This window comes from Streptomyces sp. NBC_01463, assembly GCA_036227345.1.
Lineage (GTDB): Bacteria > Actinomycetota > Actinomycetes > Streptomycetales > Streptomycetaceae > Streptomyces.
Window position 1 is genome coordinate 7,825,035 of record CP109468.1, and the last position, 22,759, is coordinate 7,847,793.

Here is a 22,759-nt window from a genome sequence, read left to right on the forward strand (position 1 = left end):
TTACCGCAAGTAACGATGGGTTTTTGACGGCAGTACGTGGAGGGGAACATGGCCGAGTTCACGCTCGATCTCAACGACGACCAGAAGCAGGTCCGTGACTGGCTTCACGGCTTCGCCGCCGATGTGATCCGTCCGGCCGCTTCGGAGTGGGACGAGCGTGAGGAAACGCCCTGGCCCGTCATCCAGGAGGCGGCCAAGGTCGGAATCTACTCCCTCGACTTCTACGCGCAGCAGTTCTTCGACCCTACGGGCCTCGGCATCCCGATGGCGATGGAGGAGCTGTTCTGGGGCGACGCGGGCATCGCGCTGTCGATCGTCGGTACGGGCCTGGCAGCCGTCGGCGTCCTCGCGAACGGCACCGAGGAGCAGATCGGCACCTGGATTCCCCAGATGTACGGCGACGCGAACGACGTGAAGGTCGCCGCCTTCTGCTCCTCCGAGCCGGACGCCGGCTCCGACGTCGCATCGATGCGCACCCGCGCTGTGTACGACCAGGCCAAGGACGAGTGGGTGCTCAACGGCACCAAGACCTGGGCGACCAACGGCGGCATCGCCAACGTCCACGTCGTGGTCGCGGTCGTCGACGCGGAGCTCGGCTCCAAGGGGCACGCCTCCTTCATCGTGCCGCCCGGGACCCCCGGCCTCTCCCAGGGGCAGAAGTTCAAGAAGCACGGCATCCGCGCCTCGCACACCGCCGAGGTCGTCCTGGAGGACGTGCGCATCCCGGGCCACTGCCTGCTCGGCGGCAAGGAGAAGCTCGACCAGCGCCTCGCCCGGGCCCGTGAGCGCGCCGCCTCCGGTGGCGGCGAGCGCGTGAAGAACGCGGCGATGGCCACCTTCGAGGCGTCCCGCCCGGCCGTCGGTGCCATGGCGGTCGGCACCGCCCGGGCCGCGTACGAGGTCGCGCTGGACTACGCGAAGACCCGGACCCAGTTCGGCCGCCCGATCATCGACAACCAGGGCATCGCCTTCCAGCTCGCCGACATGCGCACCCGGATCGACGCGGCCCGGCTGCTCGTCTGGCGCGCCTCGTGGATGGCGAGCGCCGGCAAGCCCTTCGAGGCCGCCGAGGGCTCCATGTCCAAGCTGTACGCGAGCGAGACCGCCAAGAAGGTCACCGCGCAGGCGGTCCAGATCCTCGGCGGCAACGGCTTCACCCGTGAGTACCCGGTGGAGCGGATGCACCGGGACGCCGCGATCTACACGATCTTCGAGGGCACGAGCGAGATCCAGCGCCTGGTGATCGCCCGCACCCTGTCCGGGATGCCGATCCGCTGAACCCGCTTCCCGAACGGCTCCGGCCCCCTCCGCCTGTCACACCGACAGGGGAGGGGGCCGGAGCCGTTCCGATGCTCAGGCGGGGAGCTGGGCCTCGATGGCCGCGACGACCTCCGGGGCGTCCGGCTCCGTGCGGGGACGGATCCGGGCGACCGGCTCGCCCGCGGGCGAGATCAGGAACTTCTCGAAGTTCCACTGGATGTCACCGGCCTCCCCGTCCGCGTCCGCGAGCTGGGTGAGCTCCGCGTAGAGCGGGTGCCGGCCCGCGCCGTTGACCTCGGTCTTCGCCAGCAGCGGGAAGCTCACGCCGTACGTCGTCGAGCAGAACGTCTGGATCTCCTCCGAACTGCCGGGCTCCTGGCCGCCGAACTGGTTGCACGGCACGCCGAGCACGGTGAGGCCCCGGTCCCCGTACTCCTTCTGGAGCCGCTCAAGACCGGCGTACTGCGGGGTCAGTCCGCACTTGGAGGCGACGTTCACCAGCAGGACCGCCCGGCCGCGGTACGCGCCCAGCGTGGTCGGCTCGCCGGTCAGGGTGTGGAGCGGGATGTCGTGCAGCGTCATGGGTGTCTCTCCTCTTCGGTGTCTTCCACGCCATTCTTACGCCCACAGGTTCATCGGCACGAAGCCGACCGCCCGGCCGTCCGGATCCAGCAGCCGGCCCATCAGCTTCACCGCCCGCAGCGCGACCGCGCGGTCGGCGATCCGCAGGTGGGGGAGGGTCGCGGCGAGCCGTACCTCCAGGGCCTGGGCGTCCACCAGGGACGAGACCCAGACGGTCGCGATGAGATTCTGCGGACCGGCCAGTCCCAGGCACTGCCTGATCTCCGGAAGCTTGGCCAACTCCCGTGCGGTGGAGTCCAGATGCTCGGCCGCCACGGTGCCGAAGAAGGTCACGGCGACCGGTGACCCCGACAGCGAGCGGGCCAGGTCGCAGCGGATCACCAGCCGGCCCGCCTCCAGCAGCCGGTTCAGCCGGCGGCTCGCGGTGTTCACCGAGATGCCGAGCTGGTCGGCGAGCTCGCTGAGGGACATCCGCCCGTTCTCGCCGATCGCGGTGACGAGTTCGGCGTACTCGGGCAGATGCGGGGCGTCTCCCAGCGCCGACCGCCGGGACCCGGCCAGTGCCTCCTGCTGGGAACGGCTGAGGCTCGTCAGCCGCCACACACTGCCCTCGGTGTAACTGCGGGTGATCAGATGCGCCCGGGTCGCCATGATGCCGGGGATGGTCCCGAGCCGGTCCACGATGTAGCGCGAGAGCGCGCCGAAGCCGATGGCCATCGCCGTGACCAGCAGATCGCGGCCGCCCGCCGCATGCTCCACGGTCACCGCGTGCGGGTCCGCCGACAGCAGCTCCGCGACCGCCCCCGCCTGCCCCGGCGCACAGTCGATCTCGATCAGCGCACCGGCTCCCGAGGCGCCGTACGGATACGCCGTCACCCAGGCATGGCCCGCCGACCGCAGCCGCTCCCAGCGCCGGGCCGCGGTCGCCGCGTCGATGTCCAGGGCCTTCGCCAGCTCGGTCCAGGGGGCCCGCGGATTGATCTGCAAGGCGTTGACCAGGGCCAGGTCCAGCTCGCTCAGCGAGGGGAGATTTTCAGTCATCGAGAATCCGTACCGGGAGACCGTGTGGGAAAAAGCTGCATTCGATCATGATTCACGACAGGGAAGAGCAATTCCCGGCCGTTTCTTGATCGGAGATTAGCATCGCCCTACTTCATCAGAACCGGCCACATCCCCCTTCAGAGGTGCAGCGTGCAGCAGCCTTTCGCCACCCTCGCCGACGCTGCCTCGGCGCTTCGCTCGGGCGCCGTCGGCAGTGCGGAACTCGTGACTGCCGCGCTCGCCGACGCGGAGGTGCTCGACCCGCTCCTCGGCGTGTACGTGACCCGCTTCCCGGAGCAGGCGCTTGCCGCCGCCCGTGCGGCCGACTCGCTCCCCGCCGGTGACCGCGGTCCGCTGCACGGGCTGCCGCTCGCGGTGAAGGACAACCTCGCCACCGCCGAGGGCCCGGCCACCGCCCAGAGCCCCGTCCACGACCCGCACTGGTGGCGCGGGCTCGACGCACCGGCCGTCGCCCGGCTGCGCGGCGCCGGCGCCGTCGTCCTCGGCAAGACCACCATGGCCGAGTACGCCATGGGCCGCCCGGACCCCGCCCACACCTTCCCGGTGCCCCGCAACCCGTGGGACCCCGAGCGCTGGACCGGCGGATCGAGCACCGGCAACGGCGCGGGCATCGCCGCCGGACTCTTCCTCGGCGCGCTCGGCAGCGACACCTCAGGCAGCGTCCGGCTGCCCGCCGCGCTCTGCGGGACCACCGGTCTCAAGACCACCTTCGGACTGCTGCCCGTCGACGGCTGCGTCCCGCTCAGCCCCTCGCAGGACGTCCTCGGCCCGATGGCCGTCACCGCCCGTGACTGCGGACTCCTGCTCGATGCGATGACCGGCCGGCCCCGGCCCGCCGCCGAAGGCGTGCGAGGGCTGCGCATCGGCGTACCGTACGGACTGCTGGACGCACCCGGCATCACCGGGACCTGTCGCGACGCCTTCGCGGAGGCACTGCGCACCCTCGCCGAACTCGGCGCCGAAATAAGGGAGTTCGCACTCCCGGAGTTCGGCGGCCTGCTCGCGGTCAACGCCGTCACCATGCTCTCCGAGGCCTTCTCCGCCCACGGTGAACGGCTCGCAGCCGACTGGGACGGGCACGGCCGGAGCTTTCGCCGGCTGGCCGCCGCGGGCGGACTCCTCCCGGCCCACCTCTACCTCCGCGCCCAGCACACCCGCGCACGTCTCACCGCGCAACTGCTGGAGCGGATGGACGGACCCGACGGCGTCGACATGGTCGCCACCCCGACCTGGCCCGCGGCGGCGCGGCCGTACGCGCAGGAGGCCGCACCCGGCGAGGAACTCAACCTCACCGCCGTCTGGAACCCCACCGGCTTCCCGGCCCTCGCGCTCCCCATGGGCGCCGACCCCGCCGGACTGCCGCTCTCCCTCCAACTGGCGGGCCGCCCCCGCAGCGAGCACACCCTGATCGCCGCGGGCGAGGCCTACCAGGCCGCCACCACCTGGCATCTGCGCCGGGCCGCCCCCGACCCCGGGCGGCGTCCCGCACCGCTCCACGACCCGGACCGCACCGGACCGGCACCCGCGCCCGTAACCGCCCCGGACGACGGATTCCCGGACACCGGGGCGGCGCTGGCCGCCCTCGGCATCACCCCGGGACCCGCCGACCTGGTCGTCGTACGGGCCGTGGCCCGTTCACTCCTCGACGCCGGCCGGCAGCCCACCCCCTGATCCGGCCCGGCTCCGCGTCACCCACCTGCGAAGTCCCCTGCCCCACCACCCGCCGCGCACCCCCGCGCGGCCGTGCCCAAGTGGAGAACCCATGTCGCGTATCCAGCCCACCGCGGGCGCCGGCGCGCCCGGCCTCGGCGCCACCCGCGTCGCCGCGGTCGTCGGATTCCTGGTCTTCGTCGAGCTGACCAGCGGCATCATCCAGGGGATGATGCCGACCCTGCTCCCCGAGCTCGGCACCGTACTGAACGTCGGCGCGGGCGACCTCAACTGGGTCAACGCCGCACAGCTCCTCGCCGCCGCCGTCTCCGTGCCGCTGTTCGGCAGGCTCGGGGACATGTACGGCCACCGGCGGCTGCTGCGCATCGCCGTCCTCTGTCTCGCCGTCGGTTCCGTGCTCGTCGCCTGGGCGCCCTCCTTCGAGGTGCTGCTGGTCGGCCGGGTGCTCCAGGGACCGCTCGCCGCGCTCCTGCCCCTGGAGATCGGACTGGTCCGCGACCGGCTGGACGCCGCGGGCGCCCGCAGCGCCATCGCCATGCTCGTCGGGGCGCTGACCTTCGGCGCCAGCGCCGGCATGGTCATCTCCGGACTGCTCCGCGAGGTCATCTCCTCCGTGCACGGCGTCCTCTGGATCCCCGCCGCCGCCACCGTCCTGTGCGCCGGAGTCGTCTTCTTCCTGGTGCCCGAGTCCAAGACCCGGGCCGAGGGCAGGGTCGACTGGGCCGGCGCCGGACTCCTCAGCGTCGGACTCGCCACCCTGCTGCTCGGCATCTCCCAGGGACCCAAGTGGGGCTGGACCGACGCGGCCACCCTCGGCCTGTTCGCCGTCGCCGCGGTCACCCTCGTCGTCTGGGTCCTGGTCGAACTCCGCGTCGCCGAGCCGATCGTCGACATCCGCCTGACCGTGCAGCGCACCCTGCTCCCCGTCTACGCGGCGAGCTTCCTGCTGGGCACCGCCCTGTTCGGCGCCCAGACGGCACTGGTGCTCTTCGTCTCCTCGCCCGCCGACAAGGTCGGCTACGGATTCGGCTACGACGCCCTCGGGATCGCCTGGCTGATGCTGCCGTCCGGCGTCATGGCCTTCGTCGCCTCGCTGTTCGCCTCCCGGCTCTTCAAGCTCATCGGCGGACGCGGCGCCCTGGCGCTCAGCGGGGTCCTCATGGCGATCGGCTACGTGTTCCTGATCGCCGCCCACGACCACCCCTGGCAGTTCGTCGTCGTCAACGTCGTCGTCGGCGCGGGCGTCGGTCTCGCCCTCAGCGCGATGCCCGTCCTGATCGTCGACTCCAGCCCCCACGAGCGCACCGCCATCGCCACCGGCATCTACAACACCGCCAAGACCGTGGGCGGTTCCGTCGCGGGAGCCGTCTTCGCGGCCATCCTCACCGCCCTCACCTTCAAGGGCACCGAGATCCCGACGATCGACGCCTACACCACCGTGTGGTGGTGCTGCGCCGCGGTCTCGGTCCTCGTCGCCGTCGCCGCGGCGATCGTGGCCCGCCCCGCGAAAGCCGCCAACTGAACGTCCGCCCAGCCCCCTTGCGCCCTCTCCAGGGAAGGAACAGCGCCATGCCCGCCCCCACCACCTCCGTACTCCTGCACAACGGCCTGCTCATCGACGGCACCGGGCGCGAACCGGTCCGCGACGGCGCGGTCCTCATCGAGGACGGCCGCGTCGTGTGGGCGGGCCCGGCCGGGGACCGCCCCGCCACCACGGCCGCGACGAGGCGCATCGACGTCCACGGCGACGCGATACTCCCCGGCTTCATCGACTGCCACGTCCACATGGCCGCCCCGGGAACGGCCATGAGCCACGCCGAGATCGCCACCCTCCCGCACAGCCTGCTCACCTTCCTCGCCGGGCCCCGGATGAAGCAGACCCTCGAAGCCGGTGTCACCACCGCACGCGACCTCGGCGGCGCCGACGCCGGACACCGGCGCGCCGTCGAGTCCGGTCTGCTCGTCGGCCCCCGTCTCCAGGTCGCGGTCGCCATGCTCAGCCCGACCGGCGGGCACGGCGACTTCCGGTCCGGCAACGACGACCGCCCCAACAACAACGCCATGGGGCGGCTGGCCGACGGCCCCGCCGAATGCCGCAGGGCGGTCCGCGACGTGCTGCGCCGGGGCGCCGACTGCGTCAAGATCGCGGCGACCGGCGGGGTGTGGAGCCCGACCGACCAGCCCGACGACGACGGGTTCCTGGAGGACGAGATCCGTACGATCACGGAGATCGCCGCCGGACACCGGGGCAAGAAGGTCGCCGCCCACGCCCAGGGCAGGGGCGGAATCCTCAACGCGGTGCGGGGCGGTGTCGCCAGCGTCGAGCACGGCTACGAGATCGACGACGAGGCCATCGGCCTGATGCTGGAGCGGGGCACTTTCCTCGTGCCGACGCTCACCACGGCCAACACCGACCCGGACCCCGCGAAGGCCGCCCCCTGGGCGTACGCGAAGAAGAAGCACTGGCAGGACGTCGCCCGCCGGCACATCCCGCGCGCCGTCGAGCGCGGGGTGCGGATCGCGATGGGCACCGACTGCGGCATCGCCGAGCACGGCACCAACCTGCGCGAGCTCGGATACCTCGTGGAGTGCGGCATGACCCCGATGGGCGCCCTGCGCGCCGGTACCGCCGAGGCCGCCGAACTCCTGGGACTCGCCGCCGAGATCGGCACCCTGGAGCCCGGCAAGCGCGCGGACGTCGTGATCGCCCGCGGCAACCCGCTCGAAGACATCGGGGCCCTCGGCGACCCCGCGAACATCCTGCTGGTCATGAAGGACGGCGTCGCCTACAAGGACGTCGAAGGGCTCGCCGCCTGAGCGGACGCGGCGGTGTCCCGGCCGACCGCCTTGTAGTAGAAGGTGGTCGGCTTCAGGACACCGGCCGGGTCACCGGCGTAGTCCGGCACGGACCCGCACTCCGTCCAGCCGGCCGAGCGGTACAGCCGCTCGGCCTGGCTGCCGCTCTCGGTGTCCAGGATCAGCAGCGTGAGCCCGTCCCCGGCCGCCGAACGCTCCACCGCGTCGAGCAGCGCCCGGCCGAGCCCCCGGCCCTGAGCCGACGGGCGGACGATCAGCTTGGCGACCTCGGCCCGGTGGCGGGCGTTGGGCAGCGGGGCCGGCACGAGGCCGATGGTCCCCGCGATCCGCTCGCCGTCCCGGGCGATCCACACCCGGTGGTGCCCCGCCTCCACGGACGCGGCGCGCTCCCGCCACCAGCACGCGGCGGCGGCCCGGTCGAGCGGCGCCAGGAAGCCCACGGACGCCCCGCCCTCGACCGTCTCCACCAGGAGGGCGGCCAGTTCATCGGCGTAGGTGACCAGTTCGGGTCCGGTCACCGGGACGATCTCGGTCATGCGGCGGGTCCTTTCACGGTGCGACGATCATCAGTGCGTAACGGACCCGATCCGGGCCCGGACAGTGGAAGCGGGACGGACCGCGCAGCCGGAACCGCAGGCAGTCGCCCGGGCCGGCCGTGTGCACGGTGGCGTCGACGGTGAGGTGCAGCGTCCCCTCCAGCACCCAGATGTGCTGCTCGAGGCCGGGGACCGGCGGATTCCCGTACGCGATCACGGCGCCCGCGTCGAGGACGCCCTCGACGATCTCCGCGCGCAGGCCGGGATGCGGAGGCGAGACGGACCGGCGCACGAAACCCGACGCCTCGTCCCGCCACACCGTCTGACGCCCGGCGGGGACGAGCTGCGGCGGCTGCTCCTCCACCTCCAGCAGCAGCCGGGACATGGTCCGCTCGTGGACGGTGCACAGCCGCCCGAGCTGGGCGGCGGTCGGGCTCAGCTCGCCGCGCTCCAGCCGGGAGAGCGTGGAGCGGCTCAGCCCGCTGCGCCGGGCCAGCTCGTCCAGCGACCAGCCGCGCTCGACGCGCAGTTCACCGAGGCGTGCCGCGAGCCCGGCCTCGACGGACGAGATCCCGCTCCCGTCTGTTTCTCTCACATCAGAGATGCTATCCCCATTCGGAGAGGAATCGGTGCAGGGGCCGGAGGCCGCCGCTCCTGTGCTGCCGGTCGCGCCCCGCCGTGCCACGCTTGGACGGGGGAGGCCCGGACGGGGCACTTCGCGTACCGCCGGGTGGTTCCGCTACCCGAGGAGGCCGGCATGGCCAGTACCAATGGAGAACCGAGAGCGCCCCGCGACACCGCGGCGCCCTCCAGCCCGTTCCGGACGGGCTGGACCGCCTTCGCGGCGATCCTGATGATCTTCGGCGGGGCCATGGCGGTCTTCCAGGGGATCGCCGCCATCGCCAAGGACGACGTCTTCGTCACCACCCGCGACTACGTGTTCCAGTTCAACCTGACGGGCTGGGGCTGGATCCACCTCGTTCTCGGCATCGTCATCGTGCTGGCCGGCTGCGCCCTGTTCACCGGGGCCGCCTGGGCGCGCGCCGTGGGCATCGTCCTCGCCGGACTCGGGGCGCTCGCCAACTTCCTGTGGCTGCCCCACTATCCGCTGTGGTCCATCGTGCTCATCGCCCTGGACGTCTTCATCATCTGGGCACTCTGCGCGGCACCCGAACAGAGGGAGCGGGTCTGACGTGAGGCCGCCCCGCCCGAGTGGGGCGGGGCGGTTCACCGCCCGGCCGGCTCCGCCGCGAACGCCGCGGGCGGGGGAGTGATCCGCAGCGTGACGACGTAGGAGACGACCACCGACACGATCACGAGCGGCATCACCGTGAGCCCCTCGGAACCCAGCAGCAACGTGGCCAGCAGCACCGACGTCATCGGCAGCTTCAGCATGGCCACGCACATCGCCCCGATGCCCATGGCGAAACCGGAGGTCGGGTTCAGCCCGGGCAGGTGGGCGAGCGCCAGTCCGCCGGCCGCGCCCACGAACATCGCAGGGAAGACCGGCCCGCCCCGGAAGGCGCTCAACGAGGCGCAGTAGGCCAGCGACTTGCACGCGATGAGCACCAGCAGGGCTCCCACCGAGTACTGCGCGCTGTCGGAGAGGAGCGGGCCGAGGGCGTGCTCGCCCGAGTACAGCACCTCCGAGCCCGACTTGCCGGTGCCCTCCGCGTACACGAGCGCCGCCACCCCGACCACCACCCCCATCACGGCGGTGGCCACCACCGTCCGCCGCTCCACCCGCGGCTGGAGGAACAGCGAGAGCCGGTGGATCGCCGCGCCCGCGAGGGCGGCACCCAGCCCGAGGGCGACGGCCCAGCCGAACTCGGCGACGGTGGGGCCGTCGGCGTGCGGCACCTCGTGCAGCGCCAGCGAGTACGTCCCCAGGCCCGTCCAGGAGCCGAGCCCGGTGAAGATCAGCGCGCCGATCCCCGCCGCGAGAAGCCCTGGCACGAGCGCCACCCCGAGCATCATCCCGGCCAGCCCCGAGGCCTCCATCAGCAGGAACGCACCGAGCAGCGGCGAGCCCAGCAGGGCGCTGACCGCGGCGAAACTGCCCGCCGCCCCCACCACGGCGCCGGCTCCCGGATCCAGGTCCGGCTTGACCAGCCGCGCCGCGTACACCGCCAGGCCCCCGCCCAGCGCGATGAGCGGAGCCTCGGGGCCGAGCACGGCGCCGAGGCCGAGGGAGGCGAGCGCCGCCAGCGCGATGCCGGGCAGCTGCGCGGCCGTCGGGGCGCCGGTGCTCACCAGCCCCTCGGCGGGCTTGTGCCCGCCGGTTCCCGGCAGGAAGCGCACGGCCGGCCCGGTCAGGAGACCGGCCACCGCGAGCAGCGGCACGGGCCACCACGAGGGGGTGCCGTCGAAGCCCAGGGCCTCGGGCAGATCGTGGTACGTCAGCGACTGCAGTTCGGAGACGAGCGCGAGGAAGCCGAACGCCGCCGCCGAGACGGGCACGCCGATGATCGCCACCATCACCAGCAGGACCGTGTAGCCGCGGGTGCGGATCAGGGCGACGGGATCGGGCGGCCCGGCGGCGGGCGCTCCGGAGGACTTGTCCGGCATGCTCGTTGTCTCCTAGGCATCGCGGATCCCCGTGAACGCCCCGGGCCGGGAGCGTCTCCACGGTGATACCACGATGTGGCGACTTGGGCGGGTATGTCCGCACCGGGCGGGCGTGACGCCGTCGGCCGGCGTGCGGCGCGGATCAGGATCCGTCGCCGGCCGGCTCGGCCGAGGGCAGCCGGCCGGACCGCACCGCGTCGACCAGGGCCTGATGGTCGCGCTCGTTCCGGTCGGCGTACGCCTCCGCGAACTGCTGGAGCGCACGGTCGAACACCTCGCCGCGGCCCAGATACGACGCGATCGCGATCCGGTCGCCGGAGCGGGCGTGGGCCCGTGCCAGAGTGGCACCGCAGACCTCGCCGAAGACACCGAGCCCCCGCGGAACCATCAGCTCCGGCTGGGCGATGCCCTTCCAGTCGCGCAACTGCCGGACGTAGAAGTCCCGGGGCCGGCCGTCGAAGCCGTCCACCCGCTCCCAGCCCAGGAAGATGTCGCTCGCCGCCTGCATCAGCCGCTGGCCCGCGACCACCCGGCTGCCCTGGTTGCGGTAGGGGCCCGCACCGGCATACGGGGCGAGCACCGAGGGACCGGCCTCCTTGGCCTGCAGGAAGAGCGGGTCCCCGCTGTCCCGGCCGAGCAGCAGGATGATCCAGCACCGGGTTCCGACGCTGCCCACACCGACCACCTTGCGCGCCACGTCGACGAGGCGGAATCCCGACAGCAGCGTGCGCCGGTCGGAGGCCAGACTGCGGGCGTAGCCGTCGATCAGCCGCCGGAACTGCTCCTCGAAGGCCCGGCGCTCCACCTCGGGCATCAGATCGGCGACCGGGACGAGCAGGGGCGGGTCCGCGGCGATCCGCCGCCGTCCGTCGACCACCTCGGTGAGTCTGCCGAAGGCCTGCAGGCTGTCCCGGGTACGGGCCTTGGCCATGGCACGGGCCACCTGCTTGCGCCCGCGCTTGCGCAACTGCTCCGTCGCGACGGTCCGCAGCCGCTCGGCGTCCGTACGCGCGTACCAGACGTCGAGATGGCGCATGCCGGCGAACCTGATCATCCACTCGCGGTACGACCTGACCGTGGCCAGCACGACGGCGGCGCGCTCCCGGTCGCTGAAGCCGTTGGCCCGGCCCGCGATGACGAGGCTGGCGGCCAGCCGCTTGACGTCCCACTCCCAGGGCCCCGGCAGCGTCTCGTCGAAGTCGTTGATGTCGAAGAGCAACTGCCGCTCCGGCGATGCCAGCAGCCGGAAGTTCAGCAGGTGGGCGTCCCCGCACAGCTGGGCCCTGATCCCGGAGACCGGGGTGGCCGCCAGATCGGCGGCCATGATCGCGGCCGCGCCCCGGTAGAAGCGGAACGGCGACTCGGCCATGCGCCCGTAACGGATCGGGACGAGTTCGGGCACCCTTTCCGCCGACTGTGCCTCCAGGACGTCCAGCGGGTCGGGCCGGCCCGCCGGCGGCTCGAACACGGCGTGGCTGGAGCGCGGCACCGCACGGCGGGCCGCCTTGCCGCGCGCCGCCCGCTCGTCGGGCGTGGGGAACTCGCCGCCGTACCGTACCGGGCTGATGTCCTGCGGCATCGGGACCCTCCTGACCACCGTGCGGGCACGAAGGGACGACGCTGCCCGGCTCCTCCCGATCATCGCCGGTCGGCAGCGTTCCGGCACCAGCAGACGGGCGGCCGGGCGCCGGGACCGACTCCGGCGGATAGTGGGTGGTGCAGGACCTGCCTGGGATTGGACACGCATGGACCGGTACCCGCCCATAGCCGACCACGGTCTCGTGGGAGACCTGCAGACCGTCGCGCTGATCTCCGCCCAGGGTGTCGTCGACTGGCTGGCCGCGCCGAGGTTCGATTCACCCAGCGTCTTCGCCGCCCTGCTCGACCACGACCGGGGCGGCTTCTTCCGGCTGTCGCCCGACGGCCCCGGCCACTCCTGCCGGCAGCTCTACTACCCGGACACCGCCGTGCTGGTCACCCGGTTCATGTCACCGGACGGGGTCGGCGAGGTCCTCGACCGGATGGTCCCCTCGCTCACCGGGGCACCGACCGACCGGCACACCCTGGTGCGGGCCGTGCGCGCCGTGCGGGGAAGCGTCCTACGTCCAGCAGTACGGGAGCGCGGTCCTCGACGCCTCGCTCCTCCTGATGCCCCCGGGTCGGTTTCCTGGCCCCGAGGGACCCCAGTTGGCTCTCCACCCTGGACGCCATGGACCGCACGCTCGTCTCCGACAGCCTCGTCCACCGCTACGACCCGGCCGCCTCACCGGACGGACTGCGCGGTGCGGAGGGCACGTTCAGCCTCTGCACCTTCCTGTACGTGGACGCCCTGGCCCGCGCCGGACGGCTGCGGCTGGCCCGCTACACCTTCGAGAAGATGCTCACCTATGCCAACCACGTCGGTCTCTTCGCCGAGGAGATCGGCCCAAGCGGCGAGCAACTGGGCAACTTCCCGCAGGCGTTCACCCATCTCTCGCTCATCACCGCGGCGCGCACCCTCGACGAGGCGCTGGACACCCGGCGCGGCTGAAGCGGCGCGACGCCGGCCCGGGACGCACACCGCGGGTCAGCCGACGGCCGCTCACGCGGCCGGGGCCGGGCTCAGCACGATGACGGTGTCCCCCTTCGCGGGAGTGGGCGTCCCGGTGTCCGTGACCGGTGTCAGCCGGCCGTCCGGCCCCACCACGAACAGCAGCGCCTCGCCCGCCGGGAGATCCGGCCCGGCCGGCCGGGCCACCACACGGGCCCCCGCCCCGAACCTCCGGGACAGCTCAGGACCGTTGAGCCCGCCGCCGAACAGCGACTCCCCGCCCGTGTAGGGCGCCACCACCCCGTGGCCTGCCGTGGGCGCCGGGAGCCGGTGGACCGGGCCCTCGACGCTCTCGCGGAGCGTCATCGACGCGAGGGCGTTGAAATCGTCCTCGTCCGTGAGCAGCAGCACCCCGGTGATGCCCTCCAGTTCCGCGCCGGCGCCGGTCGCCGAGGCGAGCAGCTCACCGGGGGCCAGCTTCAGCCCGGCCGCCTCGATCCGTGCCCGCTCCCGGTCCGCGCCGGCCCACATCAGGACGTCAAGCCCCGCCGAACGCAGCGCGCACGCCAGGTCGACCGCCCACGGGGCGCCGCCCACGAGCAGCGGCCGGGACCGCGCGGGGCGCAGCACCCCGAGCCGCTTGGCCACCGGGTACGCCGTCAGGCCGTACAGCGTGACCGTGGCGACGATCACGACGAAGGTGGCGGGCAGGATGCGCTCGGCGCCCGCGATCCCCTGCGCGACCAGCTCGGCCGAGAACGTGGAGGCCGTGGCGGCGGCCACGATGCCGCGCGGGGCCATCCAGCCGATGAACCACCGTTCCCCGCGCGGCACATCGGTGCGAAGGGCAGCGAGGTGGGCGACCAGCGGTCTGGTCACCAGGACGAGCAGCGCGACCAGGGCGAGCGACGGCAGCACCACGTGCCGCAGGGACGCCGGGGTGACCGTGGCCGAGATGGAGATGAACAGCAGACCGATCGTCAGGGAGACCAGCGTCTCGAGGAACGGCCGCCGGGCCGGGATGTCCAGGCCCGGCAGATTGGCCATGGCCATCCCCATGACGACCGCCGAGATCAGTCCCGTGTCGTCGCGGAGCGCGTCACAGGCCGCCGCCGCCCCGATCACGGCGGCGATCTGCACCGAGGTCGCCAGTTCCTCGCTCAGCCGCATCCGGCTCAGCACCAGCCACAGCAGCACCGCCCCGGCGACGCCCCCGGCCAGCCCGACGGCCGCACTGATCATGAAGCCCGCCAGCTGGCTGCCGAACCCGTGCCGGCCGCCGGCGACGACGCCATGGAAGACGAGCGCCCCCAGGATGCCGCCCACCGGATCGATCAGTGAGCCCTCCCAGACGAGGACGCGCTGCAGCCGCTCGGTGGGCCGGACGAAGTTGAGCAGCGGCCCGACCACGGTCGGCCCGGAGACGACGAGGATGGCGGCGAGCATCACCGCCGCCGGCATCGACATGTCCAGCACCGGTACGGCGAACAGGGCGGCGGACACCAGGGTGAGCAGGGCCCCCAGCCAGAGCAGCCGGACCACGACACGGCGCGTGTGCCCCGTGAGCCGTCTGAGCTCCAGGCCCAGACCGGCGTCGTAGAGGATCACCGCCACCGCCAGGGACACCAGCGGGGAGAAGGCGGCGCCCAGCAGCCGTTCGGGGTTGACGGTGTCGGTGATTGCCCCGGCGGTGAACCCCACCGGCAGCAGCACGAGCAGCGCCGGGACGCGCAGCCGGCTCGCCAGCAGTTGTGAGCCGACCGCGAGCACCACGATCAGCCCAAGCCCCGTGAGCACCTGATCGGCCGTCATGACCGTGCCTCCTTCGCCGACGTCCCTCCGGTGCCGGGGCCGCGGTCTCGCCGCCCGCGGAGCACCGCGCGCGACCACCTTCCGCGGCGGCGCACGGCGGCGGCGGTCAGGCGCGCGCCCGCCGGGGCCGACGGGCCGCGCTGTCCGTCCAATGGGCTAACGGACCGAGGGGCGAGGGAGGAGCGAGGCACGTGGCGCCCGACCGGCCGGCTCCTCCGCCGTGAGGGCCGCCACCGGCCGCGGACCGGCCCCACGGGCGTGCCACGACGCCACCTGGGATGATCGACGCGTGGAGTCCCCAGAACCCGTCCCCGGCACCGACACCGGGCAACTGCCCGGCACCACCGCGGCCACCGGGCACCGCGTCGTGCGCTGCCGCCTGTGCGGTCGCCCGCTCACCGGCACGGCCTCACGCAGGACGGGACTCGGCCCGTCGTGCGACGCCAAACTGCACCCGGCGCCGCCCGACATCCGTACCCGCCGTCACGAGGTCGACCAGGATCCGCTGCCGGGCACCTGACCCCTCAGGACACCGGGGTGTCCAGCCGGCGGAACAGGCCCTCCTGCACCACGGACACCAGCAGATTCCCCTCGCGGTCGTAGATCCGGCCCCGCGCCAGACCCCGGCCACCGGTCGCCACCGGCGACTCCTGGTCGTACAGGAACCACTCGTCGGCCCGGAACGGACGGTGGAACCACATCGCGTGGTCCAGCGACGCCATGTCGAAGCCGCGCGGCCCCCACAGCGGCTCCACCGGAATGCGCACCGCGTCGAGGAGCGTCATGTCGCTCGCGTACGTCAGCGCACACGTGTGCACCAGCGGGTCGTCGCCCAGCGGGCCGACCGCGCGCATCCACACCGCGCTGCGCGGGTCCGCGTCCTTGATCTCCTCCCGCGTCCAACGCAGCCGGTCGACATAGCGGATGTCGAACGGCTGGCGCCGCGCCATCCGCTCCAGCGCCTCCGGCAGCACGCCCAGGTGCTCGCCGACCTCCTCGGCGACCGTGGGCAGTTCCTCCGGATCGGGCACGATCCTGGCCGGCGGCAACTGGTGCTCGAACCCCGCCTCCTCCGGGCGGTGGAACGACGCCGTCAGGTTGAAGATCGTCCGGCCCTGCTGGACGGCCGTCACCCGGCGGGTGGTGAAGGACCGGCCGTCCCTGACCCGCTCGACCTCGTAGACGATCGGCACCCCGGGACGGCCCGGACGCAGGAAGTAGGCGTGCAGCGAGTGCACCGGACGGTCCCCGTCCGTGGTGCGGCCCGCCGCCACCAGGGCCTGACCGGCCACCTGCCCGCCGAAGACCCGTTGCAGGGACTCCTCGGGACTGCGGCCGCGGAAGATGTTGACCTCGATCCGCTCCAGGTCGAGCAGGTCGACCAGACGCTCGGCGGGGTTCGTCATGCGGTTCTTCTCCACTCTCGCAGCGTCGCCACCGGCGGGGACGCGCTCACAGCTGGCCCACGGAGGTGACCCGGAGAACGGCCCGGCCCTCCTCGTCGGACGCGGCCAGATCGACCTCGGCACTGATGCCCCAGTCATGGTCGCCGTTCGGGTCGGCGAACGTCTGCCGGACCCGCCAGAGACCGTGCTCCGCGTCCTCGTCGATCTTCAGCAGCTTCGGCCCGCGGGCGTCCGGGCCGGTGCCCAGCTCCTCGTACTCGTCCCAGTACGCGTCCATCGCCTCGCCCCACGCGTCCTCGTCCCAGCCCGCGTCCCCGTCCAGCTCGCCCAGGTCGCGGACCCGGTCCAGCGCGGCCAGCTCGACCCGGCGGAACATCGCGTTGCGCACCAGCACCCGGAAGGCGCGCGCGTTGGCCGTGACCGGCTTGACCTCGTCGGCCCGCTCCTGCGCCTGCTCGGCCGTCTCCACCTCGGGATTGGCGAGCTGCTCCCACTCGTCGAGGAGACTGGAGTCGACCTGACGGACCATCTCCCCGAGCCAGGCGATGAGGTCCTGCAGGTCCTCGGACTTGATGTCGTCCGGGATGGTGTGCTCCAGCGCCTTGTACGCGCTCGCGAGATACCGCAGCACGATGCCCTCGGTACGCGCCAGCTCGTAGTTCGACGTGAACTCGGTGAACGTCATCGCGCGCTCGTACATGTCGCGGATCACCGACTTCGGCGACACCGGGTGGTCGCTGACCCACGGGTGGCTCTGGCGGTAGACGTCGTACGCGTGCCACAGCAGCTCGCTGAGCGGCTTCGGGTACGTGACCTCCTGGAGGAGCTCCATCCGCTCCTCGTACTCGATGCCGTCGGCCTTCATCTGCCCGACCGCCTCACCGCGCGCCTTGTTCTGCTGCGCGGCGAGGATCTGACGCGGGTCGTCGAGCGTCGACTCCACCACCGAGACCATGTCCAGCGCGTACGACGGCGAGTCGGCGTCCAGCAGCTCGAACGCGGCGAGCGCGAACGTGGACAGCGGCTGGTTCAGCGCGAAGTCCTGCTGAAGGTCGACGGTGAGCCGCACGATACGGCCCTCCGCGTCGGGCTTCTCCAGCCGCTCCACGACGCCGCCGTCCAGCAGCGAACGGTAGATCGCGATCGCCCGGCGGATGTGCCGCAGCTGCGCCTTGCGCGGCTCGTGGTTGTCCTCCAGCAGATGCCGCATCGCGTCGAAGGCGTTGCCGGGGCGCGCGATGACGGAGAGCAGCATGGTGTGCGTGACCCGGAAACGGGACGTCAGCGGCTCCGGGTCGGACTGGATCAGCTTGTCGAACGTGGTCTCGGACCAGGCGACGAAGCCCTCGGGCGCCTTCTTGCGGACGACCTTGCGCTTCTTCTTCGGGTCGTCACCCGCCTTCTTGACCGCCTTCTCGTTCTCGACGACGTGCTCGGGGGCCTGGGCGACGACGAAGCCCGCCGTGTCGAAGCCCGCCCGGCCGGCCCGGCCCGCGATCTGGTGGAACTCGCGTGCCCGCAGCGTCCGCACCCGGGTGCCGTCGTACTTGGTCAGCGCGGTGAACAGCACCGTCCGGATGGGGACGTTGACGCCGACGCCGAGCGTGTCCGTACCGCAGATGACCTTCAACAGACCGGCCTGCGCGAGCTTCTCGACCAGCCGCCGGTACTTCGGGAGCATCCCGGCGTGGTGCACACCGATGCCGTGGCGTACGTAACGGGAGAGGTTCTGGCCGAACTTGGTGGTGAAGCGGAAGTTGCCGATGAGATCGGCGATCTTCTCCTTCTCCTCCTTGGTGCACATGTTGATGCTCATCAGCGACTGCGCCCGCTCGACCGCCGCGGCCTGCGTGAAGTGCACGATGTAGACCGGCGACTGCCGGGTGTCCAGCAGCTCGGTGATCGTCTCGGTGATCGGCGTCAGCCGGTACTCGTAGCTGAGCGGGACCGGCCGGGTCGCCGAGCGGACCACGGAGGTGGGGCGGCCGGTACGGCGGGTCAGGTCCTCCTCGAACATCCGGACGTCACCGAGCGTGGCCGACATCAGGACGAACTGGGCCTGCGGCAGCTCCAGGATCGGAATCTGCCACGCCCAGCCGCGGTCCTGCTCCGCGTAGAAGTGGAACTCGTCCATCACGACCTGGCCGATGTCCGCGTACTTCCCGTCACGCAGCGCGATGGAGGCCAGCACCTCGGCCGTGCAGCAGATCACCGGGGCGTCGGCGTTGACCGAGGCGTCGCCGGTGAGCATGCCGACGTTCTCCGTACCGAACAGCTTGCACAGGTCGAAGAACTTCTCCGAGACCAGGGCCTTGATCGGGGCGGTGTAGAAGGTGACCTTGTCCTGGGCCAGGGCGGTGAAGTGCGCACCCGCCGCGACCAGGCTCTTTCCCGATCCCGTCGGGGTGGAGAGGATCACGTTGGCCCCGGAGACCACCTCGATCAGCGCCTCCTCCTGAGCAGGATAGAGAGTGATCCCCTGCGTCTCGGTCCATGACGAGAAAGCCTCGAAAAGGGCGTCGGGGTCGTCGGTCGGGGGCAGCTGATCGATAAGGGTCACGCCCCCATCTTGCCTGTCTTCCGCCCGGATGAGGGAACCGGACGATCGCGCGAAGATCACGGACGATACGCTGCCCACTCAACTCGGCCGCACCGCAACGACGATGGCCGGAACTCGTGCACGGGCGGGACCCGGCGCACCTCTCTACACCTACGGGGGCGGAAACAGCCATGATGGGACCGGCACACTCTCTGTCAGGAGCAGCGGCCTGGCTGGGGGTGGGCGCGGCCGCGGCCGCCACGGGCCACACCATGCCGTGGCCCGTCCTGGTCGTCGGCGCGCTGATCACCGCGGGTGCGGCGCTCGCCCCGGACCTCGACCACAAGTCGGCGACCATCTCGCGCGCCTTCGGGCCGATCTCCCGCGGCCTCTGCGAGATCGTCGACAAGCTCTCGCACGCCGTCTACAAGGCCACGAAGCTGCGGGGCGACTCGAACCGCAACGGCGGCCACCGGACCCTGACCCACACCTGGCTGTGGGCGGTCCTGATCGGCGCGGGCGCCTCCGCCGCGGCGGTCACCGGCGGCCGGTGGGCGGTGCTGGCGATCCTCTTCGTCCACCTGGTGCTCGCCGTCGAGGGGCTGCTGTGGCGGGCCGCCCGGGTGTCCAGCGACGTCCTTGTCTGGCTGCTCGGGGCGACCAGCGCGTGGATCCTCGCGGGCGTCCTGGACAAGGCGGGCAACGGCTCCGACTGGCTGTTCGACGCGCCGGGCCAGGAGTACATGTGGCTCGGGCTGCCGATCGTGCTGGGCGCCCTCGTCCATGACATCGGTGACGCACTGACCGTCTCCGGCTGCCCGATCCTGTGGCCGATCCCGGTCGGCCGCAAGCGCTGGTACCCGATCGGCCCGCCGAAGCCCATGCGGTTCAGGGCCGGCAGCTGGGTGGAGCTGAAGGTGCTGATGCCGGTGTTCATGCTGGCGGGCGGAGTGGGCGCGGCAGCCGCGATGAACGTCATCTGACGCAGCGCCTCCCCGGCGGTTCCCGGGCACACGACGGCGCCCCGGGCGGATTCCATCCCGCCCGGGGCGCCGTCCGGCATGTGCGGGGCGACAACCGCCCCACCGCTACCCCGGCGACGGAGGGACCAGCCGGCCGTGCGAGATCAGGGAGGCCGCCTGCTTGAGCCGGCGGACCCGGATGCTGACCCCGTAGGCGTCGACGCCGGGGGTGGCTGCCAGCCGGGTGGTCAGGTAGCGGTAGAAGTCCTCGGCGTCGCGGCAGATCACGATGGCCAGCAGATTGTGGTCGCCGCTGGTGGCGGCGGCGAACGCGACCTCCTCGTGCCCGGCGATCTCCTGACCGGTGCGCGCCAGAGCGGCGGGAGCGACGCGCATCCAGAGGGTGGCGTTGAGATGGAAGCCCAGATGCTCCGGCAGCAGGTCGATGTCGTACGAGAGCGTGCCGGACGCCTCCAGTGACTCCAGCCGTCGCGCGACGCGGCCCTTGGACCAGCCGGTGACCTCGGCGAGCCGGGTGTGCGAGGTACGGCCGTCCTCGGCCAGCGCGTCGAGCAGCGGACCGTCCTGCGCGGTGAGGGGAAGGAGCGGACCGGCCGGGGCGGGGGCGGGGCCGGTGGTCAGCCGCTCCTCCTGCTCGGGGGTGAGATGACCGCCGAAGCCGGTCCAGCCCGCGGTGCCGGGGCTGCCGAAGGGGTGGATCAGCAGATCGATGCTCAGGTCGAGCACGGCGGCGGACCTGGGCAACTGCTGGAGCAGCATGTCCTCGCGCGGGGCGTGGAGCGGTGAGCGGACGACACAGATGATCTCCGAGCCGCCCGAGGCGATACTGGCGTACGCGATGTCCGGGCGCCGCGCCAGCGCGTCGGCGAGCGGGACGGCGCGGTCGGGGCGGCAGCGGATGCGCGCGACCCACTGCGCCTCGCCGTGGACGGCGGGATCGACCAGGCCCACGACCCGCATCGCGCCGCTGCGGCGCAGCGCCTGGCAGCGCCGGGCCGCCGTCTGCTCCGACACTCCGATCACCTCGCCGATGAGCCGGAACGGGGCACGTGGCGAGCGCTGAAGGATGCGGAGGATTTTCATGTCCACGTCGTCGATCACGGCGGAAGTCTGTCACGAGGGGTGACTCCGGTGGTGGTTCTGCCCCGGTAGTGGCCCTCGGCTCGTTGATTTCGCGGGGTGTCGCCGATGCTGAGGCGCGGGTCCGTCCGAGGGGAGCGGGAGCCGTGCGGCATCGCCGGTGCGCGCGCCCTCGTGCGGCAGTCGTGCGGTTCCTCGGGGGCGGACGGAGACCCCGCTGGACATCAACCGCGGCGCGCTGCGCCGCAAAGGAGCGTCTCCTTGAACGTCACATCCTCGGCGAGCGGCCGGCCCGACCGGCGGGCGGCCACGCTCGTCATGGCCTGCCTGGGCGTGTTCGTCGCCTACTTGCCGGTGACCACCGTCGCCGTGAGCCTGCCCGCGATCCAGGCGGCACTGGGCGCCTCGACGGCCCAACTGTCCTGGGTGCAGGACGCGTTCGTCCTGCCCATGGCCGCGTTCATCCTCACCGCCGGAGTGTTCGGCGACGTCCACGGGCGCAAGAAGGTCTTCCAGGCGGGCCTGCTGTTCTCCGCCGCCGGCGCCGCCGTCGCGCTCGCCGCCCCGTCGGTCCAGGTCCTGTGGACCGGCCAGGCGCTCGCCGGACTGGGCGCGGCCGCCCTGCTGCCGACGACGCTGGCCCTGATCAGCCATGTGGTGCCCGACCCCCGCGAGCGCGGCAAGTTCATCGGCCTGTGGGCGACCTCGCTCCTGGCCGCGCTGGCCGTCGGCCCGCTGATCGCCGGGGCCGTACTGGAGCACGTGGCCTGGCGGTGGATCTACCTCCTGGTCATACCCGTCTCCCTGCTCGCGACGGCCGTCGCCGCGCGGCTGCTGACGGACTCCCGCGCCCCCCACGGACGACGGCTCGACCAGCCGGGCCAGATCACCGCGGCGGTGGCCATCACCGCGCTGGTGTACGGCGTGATCGAGGGCGGTGCCGGTTCCTTCACCGATGTCCCGGTCCTGGTGGCGCTGGCCGTCGCCGCGGCCGGCGCGGTCGCGTTCGTGGTCGCCGAGCGGCGCAGCGACAGCCCGATGCTGGACCTGACGCTGTTCCGCAGCCCGGCCTTCACGGCCACCACCCTCGTCGCGATGATCACCTTCCTGGCGCTCATCGGCTTCTTCTTCCTGCTGAGCCTCTACTTCGGCCTGGTGCAGCAGCTCGACACCCTGCAGGCGGCCTGGCGTCTCCTCATGGTCACCGCGGCCGCGATTCTCGCCGGAGGGCCCGTCGGACGTCTCATGCACCGGGTCCCCGCCCGCGTCCTGATCACCACAGGACTGCTCGTCGTCACCGCCGCGCTGCTCACCCTGACCACCCTCGACGCGGACACGTCGTTCGCCTCCGTCGCCTGGCGGCTGGCCCTGCTGGGCCTCGGGATGGGCGGCGTCCTGACGCCCATGACCGCCACCGCGGTCGCCTCCGTGCCCCACCACCTGGCGGGCATGGCGGCAGCCGGCAACAACGCGTTCCGGCAGATCGGCGGCGCGCTCGGCCCCGCCGTCCTCGGCGCGCTCCTCACCGCCCGGGCCCTCGACACCTTCCCCGGCCACCTCGCCGACGCCGGAGTCACGGGAGCGGCCCGGCAGGGCATGGTGGACGCCGCCCGCGAGGGCGGGCTCGGTGCGGTCGCCGGGATGGACCTGGGCGCTGCCACCGGCCCGGCCCTGGGCGCCGTGGGCGACGCCTTCCTGGACGGCATGCGCCTGTGCCTGATCGTCGCCGCGGCACTCACGCTGCTCGCCGCCCTCGTCGCCGCGGTTCTGCTGCGCCGGCCGGGCGGGACGCCCACCGCCTCGGTGAAGGTCCCCGCGGCCGCCTCGCACCCGGACCCCGGCCCGTCCGGCCAGGCCGCCCCGGGCCACGGCGGCGAACCGGTTCCGGTCCGGGGACACGGCTGAGAGCCGGC

At 72.5% G+C, this 22,759-nt stretch carries 18 protein-coding genes and 1 pseudogene; 9 read left to right on the plus strand and 10 right to left on the minus strand.

Translation table 11 applies throughout. The annotated features are described in order from the left end of the window. The first annotated feature begins 48 nt into the window (after positions 1-48). Positions 49-1,278 (plus strand): acyl-CoA dehydrogenase family protein, encoded by a 1,230-nt coding sequence (locus OG521_34435; protein ID WUW25588.1) that lies wholly within the window; start codon positions 49-51, stop codon positions 1,276-1,278. A gap of 75 nt (positions 1,279-1,353) precedes the next feature. Here the strand turns inward: OG521_34435 and OG521_34440 are convergent, their stop codons facing one another. Together OG521_34440 and OG521_34445 are read right to left on the minus strand one after the other, a co-directional pair. Continuing rightward, positions 1,354-1,842 carry a glutathione peroxidase gene (locus tag OG521_34440; protein WUW25589.1) on the minus strand — a complete coding sequence of 163 codons (489 nt, stop codon included), beginning with the start codon at positions 1,840-1,842 and terminating at the stop codon, positions 1,354-1,356. 36 nt (positions 1,843-1,878) lie between these two features. After that, positions 1,879-2,883, minus strand: coding sequence for an Lrp/AsnC family transcriptional regulator (locus tag OG521_34445; GenBank protein ID WUW25590.1), 1,005 nt, complete (start codon positions 2,881-2,883; stop codon positions 1,879-1,881). A gap of 150 nt (positions 2,884-3,033) precedes the next feature. Here OG521_34445 and OG521_34450 point away from each other — a divergent pair, with 150 nt between their 5' ends. The 3 genes from OG521_34450 (at position 3,034) to OG521_34460 (ending at position 7,392) form a co-directional block, all read left to right on the plus strand. Beyond that, complete coding sequence (locus OG521_34450) at positions 3,034-4,575, plus strand: amidase (protein ID WUW25591.1); 1,542 nt, start codon at positions 3,034-3,036, stop codon at positions 4,573-4,575. A 91-nt stretch (positions 4,576-4,666) separates the two neighbouring features. Next, on the plus strand, positions 4,667-6,097 hold the full coding sequence (locus tag OG521_34455) for an MFS transporter (protein WUW25592.1): 1,431 nt from the start codon (positions 4,667-4,669) through the stop codon (positions 6,095-6,097). Positions 6,098-6,144: 47 nt separating this feature from the next. After that, a complete protein-coding gene (locus OG521_34460) occupies positions 6,145-7,392 on the plus strand; it encodes an amidohydrolase family protein (GenBank protein WUW25593.1) in 1,248 nt (415 codons plus the stop codon). Here the strand turns inward: OG521_34460 and OG521_34465 are convergent. Next, a complete protein-coding gene (locus OG521_34465) occupies positions 7,362-7,928 on the minus strand; it encodes a GNAT family N-acetyltransferase (GenBank protein ID WUW25594.1) in 567 nt (188 codons plus the stop codon). The genes OG521_34460 and OG521_34465 overlap by 31 nt on opposite strands. Positions 7,929-7,941: 13 nt before the next feature. Then, on the minus strand, positions 7,942-8,523 hold the full coding sequence (locus OG521_34470; protein ID WUW25595.1) for an XRE family transcriptional regulator: 582 nt from the start codon (positions 8,521-8,523) through the stop codon (positions 7,942-7,944). A 162-nt stretch (positions 8,524-8,685) separates the two neighbouring features. Here OG521_34470 and OG521_34475 point away from each other — a divergent pair, with 162 nt between their 5' ends. After that, positions 8,686-9,120, plus strand: a complete 435-nt coding sequence (locus tag OG521_34475; protein ID WUW25596.1) for a hypothetical protein — start codon at positions 8,686-8,688, stop codon at positions 9,118-9,120. A 35-nt stretch (positions 9,121-9,155) separates the two neighbouring features. Here OG521_34475 and OG521_34480 read toward each other — a convergent pair whose 3' ends face one another. Together OG521_34480 and OG521_34485 are read right to left on the minus strand one after the other, a co-directional pair. Beyond that, positions 9,156-10,496, minus strand: a complete 1,341-nt coding sequence (locus OG521_34480; protein WUW25597.1) for a chloride channel protein — start codon at positions 10,494-10,496, stop codon at positions 9,156-9,158. 142 nt (positions 10,497-10,638) lie between these two features. After that, the gene (locus tag OG521_34485; GenBank protein ID WUW25598.1) at positions 10,639-12,075 is read right to left on the minus strand and encodes a DUF2252 domain-containing protein; all 1,437 of its coding nucleotides are present in this window, start codon (positions 12,073-12,075) and stop codon (positions 10,639-10,641) included. 166 nt (positions 12,076-12,241) lie between these two features. On the opposite strand from OG521_34485, the pseudogene OG521_34490 reads away from it, so the two are divergent. Then, a pseudogene (locus OG521_34490) lies at positions 12,242-13,026 on the plus strand (DUF5911 domain-containing protein). Between the two features lie 51 nt (positions 13,027-13,077). Here OG521_34490 and OG521_34495 read toward each other — a convergent pair. Continuing rightward, a complete protein-coding gene (locus tag OG521_34495) occupies positions 13,078-14,838 on the minus strand; it encodes a cation:proton antiporter (GenBank protein ID WUW25599.1) in 1,761 nt (586 codons plus the stop codon). A 331-nt stretch (positions 14,839-15,169) separates the two neighbouring features. On the opposite strand from OG521_34495, the gene OG521_34500 reads away from it, so the two are divergent. Then, complete coding sequence (locus OG521_34500) at positions 15,170-15,358, plus strand: DUF6011 domain-containing protein (GenBank protein ID WUW26897.1); 189 nt, start codon at positions 15,170-15,172, stop codon at positions 15,356-15,358. Positions 15,359-15,362: 4 nt separating this feature from the next. Here the strand turns inward: OG521_34500 and OG521_34505 are convergent, their stop codons facing one another. Then, positions 15,363-16,244 carry an acyl-CoA thioesterase II gene (locus OG521_34505; protein WUW25600.1) on the minus strand — a complete coding sequence of 294 codons (882 nt, stop codon included), beginning with the start codon at positions 16,242-16,244 and terminating at the stop codon, positions 15,363-15,365. A gap of 46 nt (positions 16,245-16,290) precedes the next feature. Further along, positions 16,291-18,804: a DUF3516 domain-containing protein gene (locus OG521_34510; GenBank protein WUW25601.1), complete on the minus strand. Its 2,514-nt coding sequence runs from the start codon at positions 18,802-18,804 to the stop codon at positions 16,291-16,293. A gap of 170 nt (positions 18,805-18,974) precedes the next feature. Here OG521_34510 and OG521_34515 point away from each other — a divergent pair, with 170 nt between their 5' ends. After that, positions 18,975-19,766 (plus strand): metal-dependent hydrolase, encoded by a 792-nt coding sequence (locus tag OG521_34515; protein ID WUW25602.1) that lies wholly within the window; start codon positions 18,975-18,977, stop codon positions 19,764-19,766. 105 nt (positions 19,767-19,871) lie between these two features. On the opposite strand, the gene OG521_34520 is transcribed toward OG521_34515, so the two are convergent. Then, the gene (locus tag OG521_34520; protein ID WUW25603.1) at positions 19,872-20,867 is read right to left on the minus strand and encodes an AsnC family transcriptional regulator; all 996 of its coding nucleotides are present in this window, start codon (positions 20,865-20,867) and stop codon (positions 19,872-19,874) included. 297 nt (positions 20,868-21,164) lie between these two features. Here OG521_34520 and OG521_34525 point away from each other — a divergent pair, with 297 nt between their 5' ends. Next, positions 21,165-22,751, plus strand: coding sequence for an MFS transporter (locus tag OG521_34525; protein WUW26898.1), 1,587 nt, complete (start codon positions 21,165-21,167; stop codon positions 22,749-22,751). Positions 22,752-22,759 lie beyond the last annotated feature (8 nt).